The organism is Allokutzneria albata (genome assembly GCF_900103775.1).
Lineage (GTDB): Bacteria > Actinomycetota > Actinomycetes > Mycobacteriales > Pseudonocardiaceae > Allokutzneria > Allokutzneria albata.
The window spans coordinates 3,578,310-3,595,584 of the sequence record NZ_LT629701.1 but is presented as its reverse complement, the minus strand read 5'-3'; the positions used below and the strand labels follow the sequence as shown (position 1 = coordinate 3,595,584).

Annotated in this window: 11 protein-coding genes; 9 read left to right on the top strand and 2 right to left on the bottom strand. The window is 70.4% G+C overall.

The annotated features are described in order from the left end of the window. Window positions 1–354: 354 nt before the first annotated feature. The 8 genes from BLT28_RS16260 (at window position 355) to BLT28_RS16225 (ending at window position 12,905) form a co-directional block, all read left to right on the top strand. Window positions 355–3,261: a helix-turn-helix transcriptional regulator gene (locus BLT28_RS16260; RefSeq protein WP_030431474.1), complete on the top strand. Its 2,907-nt coding sequence runs from the start codon at window positions 355–357 to the stop codon at window positions 3,259–3,261. 100 nt (window positions 3,262–3,361) lie between these two features. Further along, entirely contained in the window at window positions 3,362–4,735 is a 1,374-nt protein-coding gene (locus tag BLT28_RS16255) for an FAD-binding oxidoreductase (RefSeq protein ID WP_030431473.1), read from the top strand. A 221-nt stretch (window positions 4,736–4,956) separates the two neighbouring features. Continuing rightward, complete coding sequence (idi, locus tag BLT28_RS16250; RefSeq protein WP_030431472.1) at window positions 4,957–5,490, top strand: isopentenyl-diphosphate Delta-isomerase; 534 nt, start codon at window positions 4,957–4,959, stop codon at window positions 5,488–5,490. A gap of 109 nt (window positions 5,491–5,599) precedes the next feature. Beyond that, a complete protein-coding gene (locus BLT28_RS16245) occupies window positions 5,600–6,484 on the top strand; it encodes a metallophosphoesterase family protein (protein ID WP_052407707.1) in 885 nt (294 codons plus the stop codon). 228 nt (window positions 6,485–6,712) lie between these two features. Beyond that, on the top strand, window positions 6,713–8,293 hold the full coding sequence (locus tag BLT28_RS16240) for a galactose-binding domain-containing protein (RefSeq protein ID WP_231950803.1): 1,581 nt from the start codon (window positions 6,713–6,715) through the stop codon (window positions 8,291–8,293). Between the two features lie 36 nt (window positions 8,294–8,329). Beyond that, window positions 8,330–9,556, top strand: a complete 1,227-nt coding sequence (locus BLT28_RS16235; RefSeq protein WP_030431469.1) for an MFS transporter — start codon at window positions 8,330–8,332, stop codon at window positions 9,554–9,556. Further along, window positions 9,553–10,563 carry a TolB-like translocation protein gene (locus BLT28_RS16230; RefSeq protein WP_030431468.1) on the top strand — a complete coding sequence of 337 codons (1,011 nt, stop codon included), beginning with the start codon at window positions 9,553–9,555 and terminating at the stop codon, window positions 10,561–10,563. The genes BLT28_RS16235 and BLT28_RS16230 overlap by 4 nt, the downstream gene beginning before the upstream one ends. A 281-nt stretch (window positions 10,564–10,844) precedes the next feature. Further along, window positions 10,845–12,905, top strand: coding sequence for a S8 family serine peptidase (locus BLT28_RS16225; protein ID WP_231950802.1), 2,061 nt, complete (start codon window positions 10,845–10,847; stop codon window positions 12,903–12,905). Window positions 12,906–13,031: 126 nt separating this feature from the next. Here the strand turns inward: BLT28_RS16225 and BLT28_RS16220 are convergent, their stop codons facing one another. Further along, a complete protein-coding gene (locus tag BLT28_RS16220) occupies window positions 13,032–13,988 on the bottom strand; it encodes a LysR family transcriptional regulator (protein ID WP_030431466.1) in 957 nt (318 codons plus the stop codon). An 86-nt stretch (window positions 13,989–14,074) separates the two neighbouring features. Between BLT28_RS16220 and BLT28_RS16215 the strand changes: the two genes are divergently transcribed. Beyond that, a complete protein-coding gene (locus BLT28_RS16215; protein WP_156051268.1) occupies window positions 14,075–16,384 on the top strand; it encodes a M28 family peptidase in 2,310 nt (769 codons plus the stop codon). Between the two features lies 1 nt (window position 16,385). Here the strand turns inward: BLT28_RS16215 and BLT28_RS16210 are convergent, their stop codons facing one another. Then, entirely contained in the window at window positions 16,386–17,237 is an 852-nt protein-coding gene (locus BLT28_RS16210; RefSeq protein ID WP_063766638.1) for an SDR family oxidoreductase, read from the bottom strand. Between the last annotated feature and the right edge of the window lie 38 nt (window positions 17,238–17,275).

Here is a 17,275-nt window from a genome sequence, read left to right as displayed (position 1 = left end):
AGCACGTCACCCCCCGCGATCAGGGAATCACCTAAAGCGATCGTCGCTGTTCCATGCTCCGTTCGTGTGGTCGATCGCGTTCCTGTGACGCGACCCCGCGCGGTCCCGGTTCCGTCGTCCCTGCCGGTACGTGCCGGTTTCGCGGGCAGCCGGCGCTCCCGTACGTTGAGGCGGGCGCGACGTACTCCGATCGGGCCTCGGCTCCTGCGCCGTGAGAAGGTCATCCGGCGGAGTAGCCGGTTGTCCGGGTTGGTGAGGAGTTGTCCTGGTCGGCATCATTGCTGAGACGCAGGCGGGCTTCGGGTCTGCGCTCGCCGAGCGTGCCCCGGGGCGCCCCGAGGGGTGGATGCCGTAATGCAGAAGAGGGTCGGCGGCGCGGTGCGCCCGCTGGTCGGGCGGATGGCCGAGCAGGACGCGCTCACCCGCGCGATCAGCCGCCTCGCCGAAGGCCAGGGCGGGGGCCTGTTCCTTTCCGGTGACCCCGGCATCGGCAAGAGCAGGCTGCTGACCGACCTCACCTGGCGCGCGTCGATGCGCGGCCTCACGGTGTTCAGCGGCCGGTCCGCGGAGTTCGAACGGGACCTGCCCTTCGGCGTCTTCGTCGACGCGCTCGACGACTACCTCGCCGATCTCCAGCCGGGAGAGCTCGAGGCGCTGGGCCGGGCGCACGTGACGCAGCTCGCCGCGGTGTTCCCCTCGCTCGCCGATCACGCCACCGACCAGAGCCAGGAGTCCTCCTCGCCGTCGGTGCGGTTCCGGATCTACCGCGCGATGCGGGAGCTCTTCGACGTCCTCGCCAAGGACAACAGCCTCGTGCTCGCCCTCGACGACCTGCACTGGGCGGATCGGGCCTCCATCGAGCTGATGGACCACCTGCTCCGGCACCCGCCGCGGGGCCGCGTGCTGATCGCCGCTGCCTACCGGCCCCGCCAGCTCGCCCCGCAGCTGTCGAACGCGCTGCTGCTGGCCAACACGCAGTGGTACTTCGAGGTCGTCGACGTCGCTCCGCTCACCCTCACCGAGACCGCGGAACTGCTGGAGATCGGCGCGGACGACCCGCGCCTGACCGAGCTGTTCGAGGCGAGCCGGGGCAACCCGTTCTACGCCGAGGCGCTGTCGGAGGTCGCCACCGAGGCGCGTTACCTGCCGGGAGTGTTCACCGAAGGCAGCGCCCCGCCCGCGGTGCTCGCCGCGTTGCGGTCGGAGCTCTACCGGCTGCCGGACATCGTCCGCAAGGCCGCGGGCGCCGCGTCGGTCCTGGGTGATCCGTTCACCCCCGACCTGGTCGCCGAGGTGGCCGAGCTGGACGTGCCGACGGCCGTCGCGGCGCTGGACGAACTGGTCCGCCAGGACGTCGTGCGGGTCGCCGCGGGTGGCGCCCAGTTCGGGTTCCGGCACCCGCTCGTGCGGAGCGTCACCTACCAGGACACCGAGTCGGTCTGGCGTTTCGCCGCGCACGGGCGGGCAGCCGCCGCCCTGCGGGCCCGGCGCAGTCCCGTGCTGCTCTACGCCCACCACCTCGAGCGCTCCGCGCAGCCGGGCGACCACGAAGCGGCCGAGGTGCTCTCCGCGGCTGCCAGGAGCGTGCTCTCCACCGCACCGGACACCTCGGCCGGCTGGCTGCAGACGGCGCTGCGGCTGCTGCCCATGGGGGAGTCGTACAACGAGCAGCGGATCGAACTGCTCAGTAGCCTCGCCACCGCGTCCTCCGCGATCGGGCAGAGCAGCCGGAGCCGGGACCTCATGCACGAGGTGCTCGACCTGCTGCCGAAGGACAGCGACCGGCGGTTGGACATCGTCTTCCGTCTGTCCAAAGTGGAGCGCGGGCTGGGCAGGGCGAACGAGGCGCGGGCGCTGGTGCTCCGGGAGCTGGAGAACGCGGGGGAGGGCAACCGCGAAGGCCGGGTCGGCGCGTTGCTGGAGACCGCGATCATCAATCTCGCCGAGGGAGAGGTCGAGCAGGCGTGCCAGTGGGCGGAGGACGCGCTCGAGCTGTCCTCGGGCACCGGCCTGGTCGACCGGCTGCACTCGGCCATGGGGGCCGCCCTGATCATGGCGACGGCACCGGGCCGGGCGTCCTCCCGGCTGATCGACGAGGTGCTCGCCGTGACCCCGGCCATCGACGCCGCCTCCGACGAGGAGCTCAGCGGGCACTTCAGCCAGGTGGTCTCCGCCATCACCTCGGTGATGTGGGTCGAGCGCCTCGACGACTCCGTCCGGCACTACACCCGGGCGACGAGCCTGGCCCGGCAGAGCACCCACCGCGACTCGATCATGGCCATCATGATCGCCGCCGGGGAGGCGTACCTGTGGCAGGGCGCGCTCGACGAGTGCGAGGCCGCGGCGGAGGACATGCTCGAGGCCGCGATGCTCACCGACAGCCAGGAGCAGCGGCTCGTCGCGTGGAGCCACCTCTGCGCCATCTCGATGTGGCGCGGCGACGTCGCCGAGGCGCTGCGGTTCGGCAGGCTGGCGCTCGGCGGCGAGGACCCGGCGACCAGCGGCCGCAGCCGGTCCGCCGGCTACTACAGCGCGGCCGCGTTGCTGCTGAAGGGGGAGCCCGCGGAGGCGCGGCGCTGGATGATGGCCGCCATCGGGGACGAGAGCATGGCCTCGGTGGCGGTGCTGATGCGGCCGCCGGTGCTGGAGATCCTGGTCCGCATCGAGCTGGCGCTCGGTGACGTCGACGCGGCGGAGGCGTGGGCGCGGCGCATCGACCCGCAGATCGGGGAGATCCTGCCCGGCCGGTGGGGCATGCGGCACCTGGCGCACGCGCAGGTGCTGATCGCCAGGGAGCGCTTCGAGGAGGCGGCCCGCCTGGGACGGGAGGGTGCCGAGCTGTGCGCGAGCGTCGGCATGCGGCTCTACGAGGGGCGGTGCCGGCTGGAGGCCGGGATCGCGCTCGGCGAACTGGGCAAGCACGACGAGGCGCGGGTGGAGTTCGGCGCGGCGAAGGACCTGTTCGCGGCGCGCGGGGCGAAGCGGCTGCACGAGGACGTGATCAGCGCACAGCGCCAGCTCGGCGCGAAGATGCCGCGGCGGCGCGGGGCGGGTGACGGGTTGCTGGCGCTGACGGCGCGGGAGCGCGAGGTCGCGGAGCTGATCAGCCAGGGCCGGACGAACAAGCAGGTCGCCGAGCACCTGTTCGTCAGCCCGAAGACGGTCGAGGCGCACCTGTCGCGCATCTTCAACAAGCTCAACGTCAGCAGCCGGTCCGGGCTGACCGCCCTGGTCTACGCCGCGCGGGAGACGAAGGACTGACCCGCCCTACCCCGGATGTGGGGGTTTCCCCGATGCTCCGGGCTGGCCCCGGCGGCAGTCTTGGTTCGTGCGGACTGTGCCTGGATGCGGGGGGTCGAGGATGCGAATCGAACTCGGCCTGCTGCGGATGTGTCTGACCGGGACGGTGCTGACGCCCGGTGAACCCGGGTACGAGGCCGAGTGCCGGTCCTGGAACCTCGCGATGCACCAGCGGCCCGCGTTCGCGGTGTCCGCGCGGACCGAGCAGGACGTGGCCGCGGCGGTGCGCTTCGCCTACGTCCGGGACCTGCCGGTGGGGGTGATGTGCACCGGGCACGGCCTGCCGCGCCCGTGCGACGACGGGGTGCTGATCAACACCGGGGGGATGCGCGGGGTGCGGGTCGACCCGGTCACCGAGACCGCGTGGGTGCAGGCGGGGGCGCGGTGGCAGGACGTGATCGACGCGGCGCAGCGGTACGGCCTCGCGCCGTTGTCCGGTTTCGCCGCGCACGACGGTGCCGTCGGCAGCACGCTCGATGGGGGAATGGGCTGGCTGGTCCGGCGGTACGGGGTGAGCGCCGCGAGCGTCGTGGGAGCGCGCGTGGTGCTTGCCGATGGGGAGCTCGTGGAGACCGGTGAGTCGCGGCATCCCGAGCTGGTGTGGGCGCTGCGCGGGGGCGGCGGGAACTTCGGTGTGGTGACGGAGCTGCGGTTGCGGCTCTACCCGGTGACCGAGGTGCACGGCGGCGGCGTCTACTACCCCCTCGACCACGCCGGCCAGGTGCTGGAGGTCTACCGCGAGTGGGTGCGGGAGCTGCCTCCGGAGATCAGCTCGTCGGTGTGCCTGATGCGCGGCGGCTCCGACCAGGGGGTGCCGGAGCCGCTGCGCGGGCGCTGGGTGATCGGGCTGCGGGCGTGCCACAGCGGGGACCGCCAGGAGGCGGAGCGGCTGGTCAAGCCGTTGCGGTCGCTGCCGGGGGTGCTGGTGGACTCCTTCGGGCTGCTGCCCTACGCGCGGATCGCCGAGATCGCCATGCTGCGGACGGACCCGAACCCGCACGTCAGCTTCGGCATGCTGCTGCCGGAGCTGTCGGAGGCGGCGTGCGCGGCGCTGCTGATGGTCGCGGGGCCGGGTCGGCGGGCGCCCTACGACCACCTGGAGCTGCGGCACATCGGCGGGGGGAACCCGCCGGGAGAGGTCGGCTCCGGTCTCGGCCTGCAGGGGGTGGCGTTCGCGCTGCACTCGGCGATGCGGACCCCGGTCGCCGACGAGGTCGCGGCGGCGCAGCGGTTCTACAGCAGGCTCGCCAGGGGGTTGGCGCCCTTCGCCGGAGAGCGGACCTCGCTGAACGTCCTCGGGCCCGCCAACACCGACCCGGACCGGGTGCGCCGCTCCTACCGGGACGACCACTACCAGCGGCTGCAGCGGATAAAGGGCATGTACGACCCGCACAACGTGTTCCGGTTCAACCACAACATCCCGCCGGCCGCGTAGGGGCGGGCGGGCGATCCGGGGGGACGGTGGGGCACGGCCCCGGCAGGCAGCCAGCCCGCCGGGGCCGTGTTGTCCCCCGGATGGCCCCGTGGTCCGGGCCACTTTCGGGCATACGCATGTGACCTACGTCGTTCTGGACGGGTGAGAGCACCCTGGCTACGTTGAGTTCTTGCCAATCACCGTGCGGAGTCGCGCCCGGCGAGAGTTGAGGAGCTACCACCATGGTCCGCAGGATCGTCGAGCTGGTCGACGCGCGGGGGACGACGCTGGGCGAGTGTCCGGTCGAGGAGGCGCACCAACCCCCCGGCAGGCTGCACCGGGCGTTCTCGATCATGCTCTTCGACGAGCAGGACCGGGTGCTGCTGCAGCGCAGGGCGCTGTCGAAGTCGCGGTTCCCCGGACTGTGGGCCAACACCTGCTGCAGCCATCCCGCGGCAGGCGAGGACGTCGCCGAGTCCGCGGCCAAGCGCCTCGACGAGGAGATGGGCCTGCGCGTGGGCGAACTGCGCGAGGTCGGCACGTTCGTCTACCAGGCGCTGGACGGCCAGGGCGCCGCCGAGCACGAGTTCGACCACGTGCTCATGGGGGACCTGGACTCCTCGGCCGAGCTGTCCCCGGACCGCGAGGAGATCGAGGAGCTGGCCTGGCTGCCCTACGCCGAGCTGGTCAGCGACGCGGCTTCGCGGCCGGAGCGCTACGCGCCGTGGATCCCGGGCGTGATCGCGTTGATCGAGCGGGCGCGCAGCGCCAACTGAACGCGACATTTCGGGCTGGCCACAACGGGTTGACAGTATTTGCCGATCGGACGGCGCGGGCCGATCGGCGGGTTGTGGTGATCGGGGCACCACCCAAGACTCTGGGGATGTGAACCCTTCCCGCGTCCTGCCGGTCCTGCTGGCGCTGACCCTGGTCGGCGCGTCCGCCTCTCCCGCCCGCACCGCCGAATCCGCGCCGGCGGAGACGGTGATCGCCGTCGCCGGGGACATCGCCGACACCTGCCTGGCGAGCAGTTCCTCTTGCGTGCACCCGAAAACCGCGAAGCTGGTCACGGACATGAACCCGGTCGCCGTGCTGACCGCGGGGGACAACCAGTACCAGTCGGGCACGATCGCCCAGTACCGCAAGTACTACGACACGACCTGGGGCAAGTTCAAGGCGATCACCAAGCCCTCGCCGGGCAACCACGAGTACAACGACAAGGCCCGCGGGTACAAGGAGTACTTCGGCGCGGTCGCCACGCCGCAGGGCAAGACCTACTACAGCCACGACATCGGCAACTGGCACTTCGTCGCGCTGGACTCCAACCTGCCCACCGGGGAGACCTCCGAGCAGGGCAGGTGGCTCGTCGACGACCTGAAGCGCACCACCAAGGGCTGCATCGCGGCGTACTGGCACCACCCGTTCGTCAGCGGGGCCAGCCACGGTGACCAGAAGGTGGCCGAACCGCTGTGGCGGATGCTCTACGCCGCGGGCGCCGACGTCGTCTTCGTCGGGCACGACCACAGCTACGAGCGGTTCAAGCCGCTGAACCCCAGTCGTCAGGTGGACGAGGCGAAGGGCATCCGGTCGGTCGTGATCGGCAGCGGCGGCGCGAGCCTCTACCCGGTGAAACCCAGGCCCAGCACGGAAAAGGCCTACAGCAAGCACGGCGTGATGAAGCTGCGGATCACCGACACCACCTACGCGTGGGACCACCTGGGACTGGACGGGAAGGTGCTCGACTCGGCGGGTCCGTACACCTGTCACTGAGCCCGGACCGTCACTGACCGTTCTGCTTCGATTCCGAAGTGTTGACTGCGCCACAGTGGCCATGGCAGCCTTGATTAACAGTTAGGTAAGTTTCCTAACTAAAGGTTTCCTAACAAGGCACTCCCTTCTCGTCGATGCCGGTTCGTCCGCCGCCCGCGCCGGTTTTCGTATGTCGGGCACGTCAACCGAGACCCGCTCGCGGGGTCGAGAGTGATGAAGGGCGCACAAGTGAACGCACGATCCCGATGGGGCAGGCGGGTGGTCGCGCCGATGGCCGCCCTGGCCCTGCTGGCCCAGCCGCTGGTCGCCTCCGGAACCGAAGAGCTGGCCGAATCCCTGTTGTCCCACAACAAACCCACCACCACGTCCTCGGTCGAGGACGAGACCACGGTCGGCGGTCTGGCCGTGGACGGCGACGTCGCCACCCGCTGGGCCAGCGCCGAGGGCATCGATCCACAGTGGATCGCCGTCGACCTCGGCGGCCCGGCGACGGTGTCCAGGGTGAAGCTGGCCTGGGAGGCCGCGTACGCCGCGGACTACCAGATCCAGGTCTCCGCGGACGGAAAGGCTTGGCAGGACGCGAAAAAGGTCACCGGTGCCGACGGTGGCGTCGATGAGATCACCGGACTGGCCGCCTCAGCCCGGTACGTCCGGGTCCTGGGCACCAAGCGCGGCACCATCTACGGCTACTCCCTCTACGAACTGGAGGTCTACGGCGAGCGCACCGGGGGTGGGGACATCGAGCCACCGTCCGCGCCCGCGGGGCTGCGCTCTCCTTCGTCCACTTCGGACAGCATCACGCTCGCGTGGGATCCGGCCAGGGACAACGTCGGCGTGACCGGGTACGAGATCCTGCGCAACGGCAACGTGATCGGCACCTCGGCCACACCGTCCTACACGGACACGGGGCTGGTCTCGGCAACGACCTTCACCTACACCGTGCGGGCGCGCGACGCGGCGGGCAACCTCTCCGCGCAGAGCGCCGCCTTCCAGGCGAGCACCCAGCCGGGCGGTTCGCCCAACGGCACGGTGATCGTCGTCGCCGGTGACATCGCGAGCCCGGAGCTGCCGGACAACCACCGCAACACCGCGAAGCTGGTGGAGGGCATCAAGCCGCAGTACGTGGTGACGGTCGGCGACAACCAGTACCACAGCGGCACGATCTCGGAGTACCGCGCGCACTACGACAAGACCTGGGGCAAGTTCAAGGCGATCACCAAGCCGAGCCCGGGCAACCACGAGTGGCGGGACAAGCTCAACGGCTACAAGCAGTACTTCGGCTCGGCCGCGACCCCGCAGGGCAAGCCGTACTACAGCTTCGACGTCGGTGAGTTCCACTTCGTGGCGCTGGACACCGACCCGATCGTCAAGGGCACCAAGACCGAACAGCTGGCGTGGCTGAAGCAGGACCTGGCCGCGAACAAGAAGGCCTGCGTCATCGGGTACGGGCACCACCCGCGCTTCAACTCCGGCCAGTACGGCGACGACAAGGCCATGACGGAGGTCTGGGACGAGTTCGTCAAGGCCCGCGCGGACGTCGTCTTCAGCGGCCACGACCACCACTACGAGCGGCTGAAGCCGTTGAACTCCTACGGGAAGATCGACGAGGCCAACGGCGTGCGGTCGGCGATCGTGGGCATCGGCGGCGACAACCTCTACAGCCAGATCAAGAAGCGGGAGGGGGTCGAGCAGGCCTTCGCCAAGCACGGCGTGATGAAGCTGACCCTGTCCGGCAAGACCTACTCCTGGGAGATCGTCGGCGTCGGCGGCACGCTGCTGGACAAGGCGGGCCCCTACACCTGCCGGTAGATCTCCGCTGATCGCGCCCACGAGGGAGGAAATTCGATGTACATCGCATCGGCGCGCTCCGGTCTGTCCGAAATGGACGGAAGAGGACAGGGCCGGGTCGCGGGAAACGTCCTCGCGCTGGGCGCGGTCAGCCTGGTCACCGACATCTCCTCGGAGATGGTGACCGCGGTGCTGCCGCTCTACCTCGTACTGGGCCTGGGTTTCTCGCCCTTGCAGTTCGGGGTCCTGGACGGGTTGTACTCCGGGGTGACCGCGATCGTCCGGGTGTTCGGCGGCAACCTCGCCGACCGGTGGCAGCGGCGCAAGCTCGTCGCGGGCGTCGGTTACGGCGTTTCGGCGGTGGCCAAGCTCGGGCTGATCGCGGCCTCGGGCTCGGCCACCGCGCTCGGGCTCGTGCTGGCCGCCGACCGGACCGGGAAGGGGCTGCGGACCGCGCCGAGGGACGCGCTGATCTCCTTGAGCAGCAACCCTGACACGCTCGGCCGGGCCTTCGGCGTGCATCGGGCGATGGACACCGTCGGCGCGTTCCTCGGCCCGCTCGCGGCCTTCCTGCTGCTGTGGATGGTCGCCGGCGGCTACGACACGGTGTTCTTCGTCAGCTTCTGCTTCGCGGTGCTCGGCGTGGTGCTGCTCGGGTTGTTCGTGACCGACCGGCGCGGAGCTGTGCCGTCGAGCAAGGCGGTGTCCCTGCGCGCCGCCTTCGGGCTGTTGCGGGACGAGGCGTTCCGCCGGATCTGCTGCTGGGCCGTCCTGCTCGGCCTGGTCACCGTCGGCGACGCGTTCGTGTACCTGCTGCTGCAGAAGCGATTGGAGATCGCGCCGGAGTACTTCGCGATCCTTCCGCTTGGCACTGCTGGGGTTTACCTGTTGCTCGCGGTGCCGGTCGGGCGGCTCGCGGACCGTTTCGGGCGCTGGCGGGTGTTCCTGGCCGGGCACGTGTCACTGCTCGTTTCCTACGTGTTGCTCGTCGGCGCCGCGGACGGCGTGCTGTTGCTCGTCACCAGCCTGGCGGCGCACGGGATCTTCTACGCCTGCACTGACGGAGTGCTGATGGCGGCGGCGGGACCGCTGCTGCCCGCCGAGCTGAAGACGAGCGGGATGGCGCTGCTGCAGACCGGCCAGGCGTTGGCGAAGTTGCTCTCGTCGGTGCTCTTCGGCGCGGCGTGGACGTTGTGGGGCATGGGAACCGCGGTCACCCTCGCCTTGGTCGCTCTGGCGGCGGTCACCCTCGCCGCCGGGATGTTCGGAAGGATCTCGCGGTGACGAAGAAGGTTCTGCTCGCGTTGTTCACGACCCTGGTGCTGGCGGGGGCGGCGGTCACCTACACCGTGCACGCCATGGCCGAGCGGCCGGACCGGCAACAGGCGGACGCGTCGGTGCTCGTCGACCGTTCCGGCGGGGTGCGGCTGGACGAGCCGGGGCGCCTTGTCTTCCGCAACACCGCGCCCGGCCCCGACCACGGCAAGGTCGCGTCGGTCGCGTTGGCCGACCCGGCCGGCCCGCGCCGGATCAGCGAGCTGAGCTGCGACCGCTTCTACGTCAGCGCAGGGAACGGGCTGTGCCTCGCCACCGCGCCGGGACCGTTGCCCAGCGCCGTCGCGATCTTCGTCGACAAGGAGCTGCGCGAGGTCAAGCGGGTGGAGCTGGCGGGCATTCCCAACCGCGCCAAGCTTTCTCCGGACGGGAAGATGGCGTCCTGGACCACCTTCGTCACGGGTGACTCCTATGCGCAGGGCGGCACGTTCTCCACGCGCACCGGGATCATGGATCGCGGTCAGGACCAGCTCTACTCCAACATCGAAGGCATCCCGTTGCTCGTCGCGGGGGAGCGGCACCACGCCGAGGACATCAACTTCTGGGGAGTGACCTTCACCCCGGACAACAAGCGCTTCTACGCGACCGTGGCGACGAGCGGGCGCACGCACCTGGTGACGGCCGACTACGACGCCTGGGAGGCGAAGACGGTGCGGGAGAACGCCGAATGCCCGTCGCTGTCACCGGACGGGACTCGGCTGGCGTTCAAGAAGCGCGTCTCCACCGACAACGCCCGGCCGTGGCGGGAGCACGTGCTCGACCTCGCCACGATGACCGAGACCCCGTTGGCCGAGACGCGGAGCGTGGACGACCAGGCCGTGTGGCTCGACGCGCGGACGGTGGCCTATTCGCTGCCCAACGAGCGCGGTGGCAGCGATGTCTGGGCCGTGCCGGCGGACGGTTCCGGCGCGCCGAGACTGCTCGTCGCCTCGGCTTCGTCCCCTTCGTTCAACTGAGCCGTTCGCACGGCCTACGGCTTTATGGCGCAATTCGCGTCGAGTTTTTGCCGATTAACGGCGTGTGTATCGGTTCACCTGTGTGATAAGTGCAGGTAAACCGCCATTCGCTGGGCTGAAGGGAGTCTTTTTCGTGCTCCGTTCGGTCCGCGTCCGACGTCGTGTGCAGCACCGACCTAAGTCGGGTGAATCGGGTATTGCGTCTCATTACTGTCGCTATTGCCTTACGAATTATCTGTCGTTCGTGGGGTCCCTGCATTCCCTGCTTCAGGAGGTTCTCCATGCGGCGTTCCCGTCGCGCGCTGATGGTCGCGGCCACCGCGACCTCGGTGTTGCTCTCGCTGGGGGTGGTCGGCGCCAATGGCCAGACCACGGGCGAACAGGTCCGGCTCGTCGGCGACAACTCCTTCTCGGTCAGTTTCGACGGTGGCAAGAGCTGGAGCCATCAGCTGCCGACCGCCAAGAAGATCCACCTGGTCAACCGCTCGTTCGATCCGACATCGGCCGACGCGCGGCGCAGCGCCCCTGCCGGAGAGCTCCGCGCCGAGGAGACCGGGGTCTACCTGGTGCAGTTCACCGCCGCTCCGCTGGATTCCCAGCGCAGGGAGCTGCGCGGGCTCGGTGCCCGCGTCGGCGCGTTCATCCCGGACTACGCCTACGTGGTGCGGATGGACCGGGCCACCAGCGAGCGCGTCGCCGAGCTGGACTACGTGCGCTGGGTCGGCGCCTACCAGGCCGGGGACAAGCTCTCGCCGGGTTTGGTGAAGTCTGTGCAAGCCAAGCAGCGGCTGCCGCAGCAGCGCTACCTGCTGACCCTGGTGGAAGCCGATGCCGGTGACCAGCAGGCGCTGGTGGCCGAGATCGGCAGGCTCGGCGGCAAGGTCGAGGTGGCCTCCGCCAGCCGTCAGCACGTCGAGGCGATCCTGACCCAGGAGCAGTTGCTCACTGTGGCCAAGCGTGCCGAGGTGCTGGCCGCCGAGCACAACAGCGGTGAGGCCGGTACCGACATGGACACCGCGCGCCAGGACGTGGGCGCGACCACGATCGAAACGGCGGGCGGCTACAACGGCCAGGGCGTGCGGGGTGAGGTGATGGACTCCGGGCTGCGCGTGACCCACCAGGAGTTCCAGAAGACGCCGCCGATCATGCACACCACCAACGGCAGCAGCCCGAGCCACGGCACCTCGACCTACGGCCAGATCTTCGCCTCCGGCGTCTCGGCGAAGCAGCGCGGCCTGCTCTCCGAGGGCCAGGGCATCTACGCCACCTACCAGCCCGCCGACCGCTACAAGCACACCCAGGAGCTGGTCGACCCGGCGGGCAAGTACCGCGCGGTGTTCCAGAGCAACAGCTGGGGCAACCCGCTGACCACGTCCTACACCGCGATCTCCTCGGCCTTCGACAAGACGATCTTCGACACCGACCTGTTCATCTGCAACTCGCAGAGCAACGCCGGTACGACGAACTCGCGTCCCGAGGCGTGGGCGAAGAACGTGCTGTCCGTGGGCGCGCAGTACCACAAGAACACCCTCGACCGCGCCGACGACCAGTGGAACCGCGGCGCCAGCATCGGCCCCGCCGCTGACGGCCGGATCAAGCCGGATGTGTCGCACTACTACGACAACATCGACACCACCTCGTCGAACGGCGACAACGCCTACACCACGTCCTTCGGCGGTACCAGCGGCGCGACGCCGATCACCTGCGGCACCGCGGGCCTGGCGTTCCAGATGTGGGCCGATGGCGTCTTCGACGGCGGCCCCGGCAAGAAGCGCGATGTCTTCGACAGCCGTCCGCACGCGGCCACGATGAAGGCGCTGCTGATCAACACCGCGAACCAGTACGCGTTCTCCGGTGAGGCCCACGACCTGACCCGCGTGCACCAGGGTTGGGGCACCGCCAGCGTCGGCAACATGTACGAGCAGGCGAAGGCCAACGGCTGGAAGCTGCCCGTGCTGGTCAACGAGACCGAGGTGCTCAAGGTCGGCCAGTCCCGCCGCTACGAGGTGACCACCGACGGCAGCAAGCCCCTGAAGGCCACCCTCGCCTACAGCGACCCCGAGGCCGCGCCCAGCGCCGCCAAGACCCTCGTCAACGACCTCACCCTGAAGGTCACCGCACCCGACGGCACCGTCTACTGGGGCAACAACGGCCTGCGCGCCGGCAACTTCTCCACCCCCGGCGGCTCCGCCGACACCATCGACAACGTCGAGAACGTCATCATCGAGAAGGCGGCCGCGGGCACCTGGAAGATCGAGGTCTCCGCGGACGCGATCAACGTCGACGGCCACCGGGAGACCCCGGACACCGACGTCGACTTCGCTCTCGTCGTGACCAAGTAACGGTTTCCTCGGGGACGGGGCGCCACCGCCGAGGTGGCGTCCCGTCCCGCGTGCTCAGAACGGGACGGGTTCGGCGATCACCCGGGGTGCGCGTGCCACACGCCTCCGCCAGGAAGCCCAGCAGAGCTAGACCGGCGGAAGAGGCCCGTGCTCAGCCAGCCACCGCTGGTAATCCGGACTCCGATCCACCGCCTCCTGATAAGCCGCCCGAGCCGCCGCGAGCAGCTGGTCGGCCAACCGGGTCAGTGAACCGTTCCGATTCCACGCCAGCACATGCCGCACCCGCATCGGAACGTCGAGGAGCGGCCGCACCACCACCCCCGGCGTCTCGCGAAAAGTGGCTTGACCGATCGCCACCGCCTGTCCGGCCATCATCAGGTCGCGTGCGCCGGAAGCTTCGGTCTCGTGGCTCACTTTGGGGCGGAAACCGGCTTGCTGGCAGGCGATGGCGAAGTACTCGCGGAATCGGTCGCCGGGTGGGGGGATCACCCAGGACTCCTGGGCGAGGTCGGCGAGGGAGAGTTCGGGGCGGGCGGCGAGGGGGTGGGAGCTGGACAGCAGCGCGAAGCTCGGTTCGGTGGCGACGATGCGGCGCTCGACCTCCTGGCGGGGCGGCACCTCGTGGTCGGGGTACTCCAGCATCGCCGCGAGTTCGAGGCGGCCGGAGGCGACGAGGTCGACCAGGGTCGGCGAGGAGGTCTCGGTGCGCAGGGTGACCTCGGCTTCGGGCAGCAGTTCGCGCAGCCTGCCGAGCAGGCCGACCATCAGCGGGCCGGGCGCGGCACCGTAGCGGAGCAGGCGCAGGTCCTGCTGGGCCCCGGCGCGGCGGATCGCGTCGGCCTGGAGCTGGTCGATGGCGGGGAGCACGGCGCGCGCCCTGGAGATCACGAACGTGCCGAGGTCGGTGGGCACGGTGCCGTCCGGGCCGCGCAGGAACAGCTTCCCGCCGAGCAGGGTCTCGATCCGCTGGAGCTGGCCGGTCAGCGAGGGCTGGGACAGGCCGAGGGAGGTCGCGGCCTTGGTCACGCTGCCGGCGTCGGCGATCGCGCAGATCACCCGCAGGTGCCGGATGTCGAGCTCCATAGGGCCAGACTATGGGGTTGGGAAATATCCGCCTAGCGCCCGAGCGGGCACGAACACCGGTGGGCTAGGTTCGTCCGGGAGCTGACGTGAGGGGGATCATGGGCGCCGTGCGCCGCCGGCTGGCAGCGGGTTGCCTCGTGCTGCTCGCCCTCCTGCTCACGGTGTCGCTGGTGGAGATCGGCCCACCCGCCCCGGTCCCGGCGAGCGCCCCTGCGACGCGGTTCTCCGCCGAGCGGGCGATGACGCACCTCGCCGCGATCAGCGCCCGTCCCCGCCCGATCGGCTCGCAGGCGCACGCCGATGCCCGCGAGTACCTGTTGCGGGAGCTGCGTTCGCTGGGCGTCGACCCGACCGTGCAGCGGGCGACCGCCAACAGGCAGACCGATCTCGGCGAGGTGCGCAACGTGTACGCGCGCATCCCCGGGCGCGCCAGCACGGGAACGGTGTTGCTGGTGGCGCACTACGACTCGACCTCGAAGGGGCCGGGTGCCGCCGACGACGGAGCCGGGGTCGCCGCGATCCTGGAAACCGCGCGGGCCCTGTTGAGCGGACCGAGGCCGCGCAACGACGTCGCCCTCCTGCTCACCGACGGCGCGGAAGCCGGTTTGCTCGGCGCGCAAGCCTTCGTGGGCGCGAGCCTGCTCGATCCGCGCACCACCGCCGTGCTCAACTTCGACGCGAAGGGCTCCGCCGGATCGTCCAGGGTGGTCGACGCCGGGCGGGCGAGCGCGTGGCTGCTGCCCTCGCTGTCCACAGTGGACAATCCGTTGGCCTGGTCGTTCGCCGGGTCGCTGCGCCGGATCGTTCCGGACGAGTCGGACTTCTCGGTGTTCCGCCGCGCGGGCTTCGCCGGGCTGAGCTTCGCCTTCGACGAGGGCGCCGCGCGCAACCACTCCGGCGCGGACACCGTGGCCGCGATGGCCCCGGGCAGCGTCCAGGACCACGGCGACAAGGCGCTCTCGCTGGCGAGGTCGGTCGGCGAGCACGACTTCGCCAGGGCCGAGCGCGGGAACGCCACCTACTTCACGGCTTTCGGGCTCGTGGTGTCCTACCCGAACTGGGTGGTCGTCCCGCTCGCGATCGTCGCAGCGCTGCTGTTCCTCATCGTCGGTTGGACCGCGGTGCGGCGCAGGGGCGCGAGGTTGCGGGCGATCGGACTCGCCGTGTGCACCTTCGTCCTGCCCGTCGTCGTGACCAACGCGCTGGCCCACGTGGCCTGGTACGCGCTGAACCTGCTCCGCCCGGACTACGCCTACATCGGCGGCGGGGACAGCTACCGCCCGGAGTTCTACCAAGCCGGTCTGCTCGTGCTCAGCGCGCTGTTCATCCTTGTCTGGTACCGGATGGTGCGGCGTCGCTGGTCCACCGAGGAGACCATGCTCGGGGTCTGGGCGTGGTTCGCCGTGCTCGCCCTGGTGTGCGCGTTCCTGATCAAGGGCGCGGCGTACGTGACGACGCTGCCGTTGATCCTGGGGTGCGTCGCGGTGCTCGCGGCTTTCCGTTGGGGCGGCGACGACCCGTTCTGGCCGAGGCTGGCGCTGTGCGCGGCGGCCCTGCCCGCGGTGCCCCTGCTGACGCCGCTGGTCGACTCCGCCTGGCGCGGGCTGTCCTTCGCGGGGCCGCCCCTGGTGGCGGCGACCCTGGTCGTGGCGCTGGCGCTGCCCCTGGTCGACCTCCTCGATCCGAAGCGCCCCAGGCTGATCACGGCCGTCGCCGCCGGAGTCGCCGTCGCGCTCGTCGTGACCGGGTTCGCCGTCGACCGCTTCGACCGCGACCACCCGCACCAGACGAGCCTGCTCTACGCGATGGAAGCCGACAACGGCAAGGCTTTCTGGATCAGCTACGACCGGCACCCGCCGCCGTGGACCCGTCGCTACGTCCCCGGGGCCGATGACCCCGAGCTGAAGGTGCTCGCCGAGGACGCGAACCCGGGGTCGCTCGCCACGTACGAAGGCGGCAACGCCTCGCTCGCCGCGGTCCCGGCGCCGCGCGCGACGGTGCTGCGGGTCTCCGGGGAACGCGACACCACAGTGCTTCGCGTGCGGGTGGATTCCCTTGGCGCACAACAGGTTTCGGTGTACGTGGACACCACGGCGCACACGGTCGTGGATGCTGCGGTGCAGAACGTCCGGCTCGGCAAGCTGGCCAAGAGCCTGCTCACGCGGGAGCCGTGGAACTGGGGCTTCACCTTCACCGCCGTGCCGCCGGAGGGCATCGAGGTGGAGCTGCGGGTGCGCGGCACCGGGCAGTTGCCGCTGCGGCTGGTGAGCCGCCGCTACGGCCTGCCCGGCGTCGCGGAGTTCCGCCCGATGCCCGCTGACCTGGTGCTGTCCTCACGGCCGGGCGGGGTCACCGTGGTGTCCCGGACCCAGCGAATGGACCTCGACCCGAGCTGATCTACTCGACGGCGGCCAGGTTCACGCCCTTCAGGTAGGAGTCCCACCACAGGCTCGACGGCCGCCCGTTGAGATCGGTGAACCCGTAGTCCTCGGCCAGCTCCACGACGGTGCGGACGGTGCCGGAATGCCGGGAGGGATCGGCGTCGGCGGCCAGCGCGGCGACCGCTCGCCCGACGAACTCGGTCGACTCGGTCAGCTTCGCCTGCTCTTCGGTGATCCCCTCGCGCATCGACTCGGTGAGCATCCAGCCCGGCGACACCGCGAGCGCGGTCACCCCGTACGGCGCGAAGTCCTCCGCGAGCCCGACCGGCATCCGGTTGATCGCCGTCTTCACCACGTCGTAGTAGAGGTTCTGGTTCTTGCGGTAGTCCTCGGCGACCGCCCACGTGGTCAGCACCACGAGCCCGCCGCGCGTCTCGGTGAGCAGCGGTCCGGCGAACTGCACGGTGACCATGTGCGCGCGCAGGCCCGCGTCGAGCATCAGGTCGAGGTGCGCGGGGTCCAGCTCCCACGTCTTCTGCCGGCTGACGTCCTTCTCGTAGCCGCCCCACGCGTTGGAGACGAGGACGTCCAGCCGCCCCGACTCCGCGCGGACCTGCTCGAACAACGCCCTGACCTGCTCGTCGTCGGTGTGGTCGCAGCGCACCGGGATGCCCTTGCCGCCACGCGCGGTGACCTCCTCCGCGGCGTCCTCGACCGTCTCGGGCCGACCGGTCGGGCTGCCCCCGTCCCTGCTGGAGCGCCCGGTCACGTACACCGTGGCGCCCCGCTCGCCGAGCACCGCCGCGATCCCGCGCCCCGCGCCCCTGCTGGCCCCGGTCACCACGGCGATCTTGCCGTCCAGTCGCATGTCGTTCCTCCGTCGTCGCGTCCTGCGCCGACAGAGGA

Excerpts from the sequence above, each read along its gene's own strand:
- BLT28_RS16260 (WP_030431474.1), top strand. The coding sequence starts at position 355 with ATGCAGAAGAGGGTCGGCGGCGCGGTGCGCCCGCTGGTCGGGCGGATG.
- BLT28_RS16255 (WP_030431473.1), top strand. The coding sequence starts at position 3,362 with ATGCGAATCGAACTCGGCCTGCTGCGGATGTGTCTGACCGGGACGGTG.
- idi (WP_030431472.1), top strand. The coding sequence starts at position 4,957 with ATGGTCCGCAGGATCGTCGAGCTGGTCGACGCGCGGGGGACGACGCTG.
- BLT28_RS16235 (WP_030431469.1), top strand. The coding sequence starts at position 8,330 with ATGTACATCGCATCGGCGCGCTCCGGTCTGTCCGAAATGGACGGAAGA.
- BLT28_RS16225 (WP_231950802.1), top strand. The coding sequence starts at position 10,845 with ATGCGGCGTTCCCGTCGCGCGCTGATGGTCGCGGCCACCGCGACCTCG.
- BLT28_RS16220 (WP_030431466.1), bottom strand. The coding sequence starts at position 13,988 with ATGGAGCTCGACATCCGGCACCTGCGGGTGATCTGCGCGATCGCCGAC.
- BLT28_RS16210 (WP_063766638.1), bottom strand. The coding sequence starts at position 17,237 with ATGCGACTGGACGGCAAGATCGCCGTGGTGACCGGGGCCAGCAGGGGC.